The organism is Ruegeria sp. CG11 (assembly GCF_056537245.1).
On the sequence record NZ_JBQFRE010000045.1, the window covers coordinates 1 to 5,786 of the forward strand.

Below are 5,786 nucleotides of genomic sequence, written 5' to 3' on the forward strand. Positions count from 1 at the left end.
GATCCAGATATGCCGCTCAAGCTCCACATCCAGACGATGCTGCTCGGTTGCCATCAAGGTCTGTTTTTATGCGACAAACCAAGACGGTGCAGCAGTCGGCCCACAGACGAGCGATGCACCTTGAGCCCCTTCACCATGCTCAGCTCCTGCACGAACTCATCGAGTGTGAGGTCATCTTTCTCATGCATACGCAAGCGAACCCACTCATGCACTCCTGTCAGTTTCCCACGTCCAGGATTGCCTTGGGGTCTGGCCTCAAGGCTGCCAGTTTCACGCTTCAGCTTGACTATGTCATTGACAAACTTAACAGAGACCCGAAAACGCGCTGCACTGGCTCGATGGGTATTGCCTTCTTCAACAAAGGCGACCACACGCTCGCGTAACTCAATTGGATGAGGCCGTCCCATATCACTCCCCTTCGAAGATCAATCAGGTGTGAGTGAATCACAGATCATAAGAAAGGAGAACCCTGAATCCGTTCTACAGAGACACGCTCTAAAAGAGGCTGTCCATCACGTTTATGGGCTTGATGTGGGTTTCACCACCAAGCCACGTCAAAGACACGGCAATGAACGACCGGCAAAGGACTGGCCGAACCGCGCCGGATAGCCGAGAGCAGATGCTCATGCGCGGGCCTGAGCAAGCGCGATCATGCAGCGAGATTGCCGGAGACTTTGCCGTCAGCGTGCGCACCTTGCGCAAATGGACCTCTCGGTACAAAGCTGAAGGCCTTTGCCTTGAATCTGCTCCTCGCGACCAAAAACAAAACGCTTTAATCTCTCGCTGCTTTACGTCCTATTTCCCCGGCTTAGCTTTCGCTGTCATCGTCTCTGTGTTTTTCATCAGCGCTCCTTTCCACCCGGGGCATAAGTTTTTTGTGCTGGTTTTGTTATGTGCGGTGTTCAGAGGGGATAGGTTTGTGTTGTTTTTCTTGAGGTTTATTTTATTCCCGTTGGCATGCGGCTGTGGAGGCTTGGGAGGAGGCTTCAGGGATGAGCCGCGCTGCACCCGGTCACGCCGCGCGCGCCCGGTCTCAACACCCTGCACGTTGCAGCGGCTGTGAGCGAAGGCCCGGCTGAGACCACCGCGCACCGGCCCGTCGCCGCATATGCAGCTCAGATTGTGCGCGTGCAACGCAAGTCAGCGCACAGTGCAACGCAAAGAGCCCGGGTCAGCCCATTCAAGGCTGAGCAGCGGGCACGGCCTTCGGGCGTTTCAGTTCCGGCTTCGCCCAGCTTGCCTGTGAGGATCCCACTAACACCGGTCATCTTCGGGCCGCCCGCAGGCACTGCTCCGCCGGACGGAGCGCGACCGATCACGACCACCGATCCGGGCACTCAGTTGCAGGCCCCCACCCGGTGACAGGCACACAGACCGCACGGCCCCCGGCAGCCCCGTGCCGGCTCTGCTCGGCCTCCAGCGTCAACAGCCCGCCACACCAGCGGCCTTCAAACGCCCTGCCAGACTTATTTCCCCCATTGGGCGTGGCCTTTATTGCCAGCGCCGCACCGCGTGCTGTTTGCTCCAGCGTCAAAGGCCCACAGCAGCACCATGGCCGTACCTCCCAGCGCTCGCACCAGACCGGTCCTCGCCTTTTTGGGATTGACCCTTTATCTCGACGTATTGGCGCCGTGACAGCGTGTGGTTTCACGGGCGGCTGTCTGTTGGCAAACGATCAGGATGTCACACAATCACCCAGCTCCACAGCCTTGCACGCCCCCCGTTCCCACTGGGTCACTCAGTGCCGTCCGTTTTCAAACCGTGTTGATCTCATTTGCTCAAGTCCGTGACTGTCACCGCAGGTGTTGCTACGGCGAGCCCGTCCCCTTGCCTCTCGTCAGCCATCACCGGTCACAGGCCGCCTCGATAAAGGCAGGTCGCTCTGTGTCCGGCAGGCCTGTCCGCCTTGGCTTTTTTCCACCAAAGCGTCGTGTCAGCCCGTTCACCGCTCCTTCCGGCTTTCAGTTGGGTCTCTGTTCTTGAGCTTCATCTCTGCTTTGAGAAGCATTTCGCTAGCCTGTCCTGCACGTCGCTATGCTCTCCCGTCCGTTCTGCCTCTCCTCCGACTCCCCCTCCCGTCATCCTCCTGCGCATATTTTCGCGCTTTGTTCTTGCAACACTACCTGATCTGAGTTTTGTGTCACTCCGTTTGGTTTGCTTGCTGGGTACGCATTGGCGGGGATGTCCTGGCTAGATTTGGGGGCCGGATTTCGAGGCCAGATTTTAGGAATGGGCGTTTTGGAGTTCAGTACGCAAAAAAGCCCCGAGCTTGTGGCTCGAGGCTTTTATGAAGGATATGTTCTGCGTTTTTTTTGAAGATGTTTGTGTATTATTCATGCCCGGCGGCGCCCTACTCTCCCGCGTCTTGAGACGAAGTACCATTGGCGCAGGGGCTTTTCACTTCCGAGTTCGGGATGGGATCGGGTGGGGGTGCCCCGCCATAGCCACCGGGCAGGAGTAACACACGTATCAGTTTAGCTTGCTAGGAGCTGAACTGTTATGAACTGGTCTATTGTTGCTTTGTCTTTCGATAAGCTTGTCTGCTTCGATATCTGAGCAGGCTTATCTTTGCTGTGATTATAGCTTAATGGGAGTGATCAAGACGAACGAGCTATTAGTAAGGCTCAGCTTCGCGCATTGCTGCGCTTCCACATGCCTCCTATCGACGTGGTGGTCTTCCACGGCTCTTCAGGGACTACTTGTTTTAAGGTGGGTTTCCCGCTTAGATGCCTTCAGCGGTTATCCCTTCCGTACATAGCTACCCTGCAATGCGGCTGGCGCCACAACAGGTCCACCAGAGGTACGTCCATCCCGGTCCTCTCGTACTAGGGACAGATCCTTTCAATATTCCTACACCCACGGCAGATAGGGACCGAACTGTCTCGCGACGTTCTGAACCCAGCTCACGTACCACTTTAATCGGCGAACAGCCGAACCCTTGGGACCTGCTCCAGCCCCAGGATGTGATGAGCCGACATCGAGGTGCCAAACAATGCCGTCGATATGGACTCTTGGGCATCATCAGCCTGTTATCCCCGGCGTACCTTTTATCCGTTGAGCGATGGCCCTTCCACGAGGGACCACCGGATCACTATGACCGACTTTCGTCTCTGCTCGACTTGTCAGTCTCGCAGTCAGGCGGGCTTATGCCATTGCACTCGACGAGCGATTTCCGACCGCTCTGAGCCCACCTTCGCGCGCCTCCGTTACCATTTGGGAGGCGACCGCCCCAGTCAAACTACCCGCCACACACGGTCCCGGGCGTTGTTGCGCCGCGGTTAGATATCCATGAGGACAAGGGTGGTATTTCAAGGATGGCTCCACGCGAGCTGGCGCCCACGCTTCAACGCCTACCACCTATCCTACACATGTCATCACGAATACCAGTGTGAAGCTGTAGTAAAGGTGCACGGGGTCTTTCCGTCTGACCGCAGGAACCCCGCATCTTCACGGGGAATTCAATTTCACTGAGTCTGTGCTGGAGACAGCGGGGAAGTCGTTACGCCATTCGTGCAGGTCGGAACTTACCCGACAAGGAATTTCGCTACCTTAGGACCGTTATAGTTACGGCCGCCGTTTACTGGGGCTTCAATTCGGTGCTTGCACACCTCCTCTTAACCTTCCAGCACCGGGCAGGCGTCAGACCCTATACGTCGCCTTGCGGCTTCGCAGAGCCCTGTGTTTTTGATAAACAGTCGCAACCCCCTATTCTGTGCCCCCGATACAAAGTTGCCTTCGTACCGGGCTCCCTTCTCGCGAACTTACGGGAGCAATTTGCCGAGTTCCTTCAGCACAGTTCTCTCAAGCGCCTTGGTATACTCTACCTGTCCACCTGTGTCGGTTTCGGGTACGGTCTTAGCGTGGGAGCTATTTCCAGGAACACCTTCACCGCATCTCCAATCCAATAAGGAGATACGATACACGGCATCCGTCACTACCCACTGGCCGGGGAATATTAACCCCGTTCCCATCGACTACGCCTTTCGGCCTCGCCTTAGGGGCCGGCTAACCCTGCGCCGATTAGCGTTGCGCAGGAACCCTTGGACTTTCGGCGAGAGGGTCTCTCACCCTCTTTATCGTTACTCATGTCAGCATTCGCACTTCTGATACTTCCAGGTGCCCTCACGGGTCACCCTTCATCAGCTTACAGAACGCTCCGCTACCGCGCATCAAAGATGCACCCGCAGTTTCGGTGTATGGCTTTAGCCCCGGTACATTTTCGGCGCAAAGACCCTTATTTAGACCAGTGAGCTGTTACGCTTTCTTTAAATGATGGCTGCTTCTAAGCCAACATCCTGGTTGTTTTGGGATCCTCACATCCTTTCCCACTTAGCCATAACTTAGGGACCTTAACTGGCGGTCAGGGTTGTTTCCCTCTCCACAATGGACGTTAGCACCCACTGTGTGTCTGCCCTGCAGTACTTCCTGGTATTCGGAGTTTGGTTAGGATCAGTAAGGCGGTGAGCCCCCATAGCCCATCCAGTGCTCTACCCCCAGGAGTATTCACAGGACGCTCTACCTAAATAGATTTCGCGGAGAACCAGCTATTTCCGAGTTTGATTGGCCTTTCACCCCTAGCCACAAGTCATCCCCGAATTTTTCAACATTCGTGGGTTCGGTCCTCCAGTGCGTGTTACCGCACCTTCAACCTGCTCATGGCTAGATCACTCGGTTTCGGGTCTAATCCAACGAACTAAAACGCCCTATTCAGACTCGCTTTCGCTGCGCCTACACCTATCGGCTTAAGCTTGCTCGTTAAATTAAGTCGCTGACCCATTATACAAAAGGTACGCTGTCACCCTTACGGGCTCCAACTGTTTGTAAGCATTCGGTTTCAGGTACTATTTCACTCCCCTCGTCGGGGTACTTTTCACCTTTCCCTCACGGTACTGGTGCGCTATCGGTCGACTAGGAGTACTTAGGCTTGGAGGGTGGTCCCCCCATGTTCAGACAGGATTTCACGTGTCCCGCCCTACTCAAGGATCATACTTCTTTCTACCCGTACGGGGCTATCACCCACTAAGGCCAAGTTTCCCAACTTGTTCCGGTTCTTAAAATATGACCACTGGCCTGGTCCGCGTTCGCTCGCCACTACTAGCGGAGTCTCGGTTGATGTCCTTTCCTCCGGGTACTGAGATGTTTCAGTTCTCCGGGTTTGCCCCCTTGCGGGTACCCTTGCGGGTGGGTTGCCCCATTCAGAAATCGCCGGATCAAAGCTTATTCGCAGCTCCCCGACGCTTATCGCAGCGTATCACGTCTTTCATCGCCTCTAGTCGCCAAGGCATCCACCAAATGCCCTTAAGACACTTGATCACTCTCATTAGCTATAATCACCAAGGATTATATCCAATCAAAGCAAAGCTTGATTTCAACTTGGCACACATTGAATAGATCAATATGTATCAAAGACATATGCATGCATATGTCTAGACCAGTTCATGAGACACAACTGGCGGGGCAGCGGTCAAGCGCCCCCATGACCACCCAAAGGGTGGCTAACTGGCTAGCTGTCACTTGCCACAAACCCAATAAAGGTTCTGGCGCGGCAAGCGGCCAATCATGTCTTCTCTTCAAAATGTCACAGAACAAGCAAGCCTTAGAACAAAGCTCGCAAAACGAATACTCTCTAAAGTAGATCAAGGAAAATGGTGGAGCCTAGGAGGATCGAACTCCTGACCTCCTGAATGCAAATCAGGCGCTCTCCCAGCTGAGCTAAGGCCCCGTTATTCTGGCCTCAAGCGCCGGCACCGACATCCGTCGGCTTGGCTTCCCTCGCATCAGCTCGG

The 5,786-nt window shown here is 55.0% G+C and carries 1 protein-coding gene, 1 tRNA gene and 2 rRNA genes; all 4 read right to left on the minus strand.

Going from position 1 to position 5,786, the window contains the following annotated elements:
* Positions 1 to 53: 53 nt before the first annotated feature.
* The 4 genes from ACR0KW_RS24015 to ACR0KW_RS24030 all read right to left on the minus strand — a co-directional run bounded on the left by ACR0KW_RS24015 (position 54) and on the right by ACR0KW_RS24030 (position 5,722).
* A complete protein-coding gene (locus ACR0KW_RS24015; RefSeq protein WP_480807277.1) occupies positions 54 to 407 on the minus strand; it encodes a transposase in 354 nt (117 codons plus the stop codon).
* A gap of 1,930 nt (positions 408 to 2,337) precedes the next feature.
* Positions 2,338 to 2,452 (minus strand): 5S ribosomal RNA (gene rrf / locus ACR0KW_RS24020).
* 141 nt (positions 2,453 to 2,593) lie between these two features.
* Positions 2,594 to 5,313: ribosomal RNA gene (locus ACR0KW_RS24025) — 23S ribosomal RNA — on the minus strand.
* A 333-nt stretch (positions 5,314 to 5,646) separates the two neighbouring features.
* Positions 5,647 to 5,722 (minus strand) — tRNA-Ala (locus ACR0KW_RS24030).
* Positions 5,723 to 5,786: the final 64 nt, after the last annotated feature.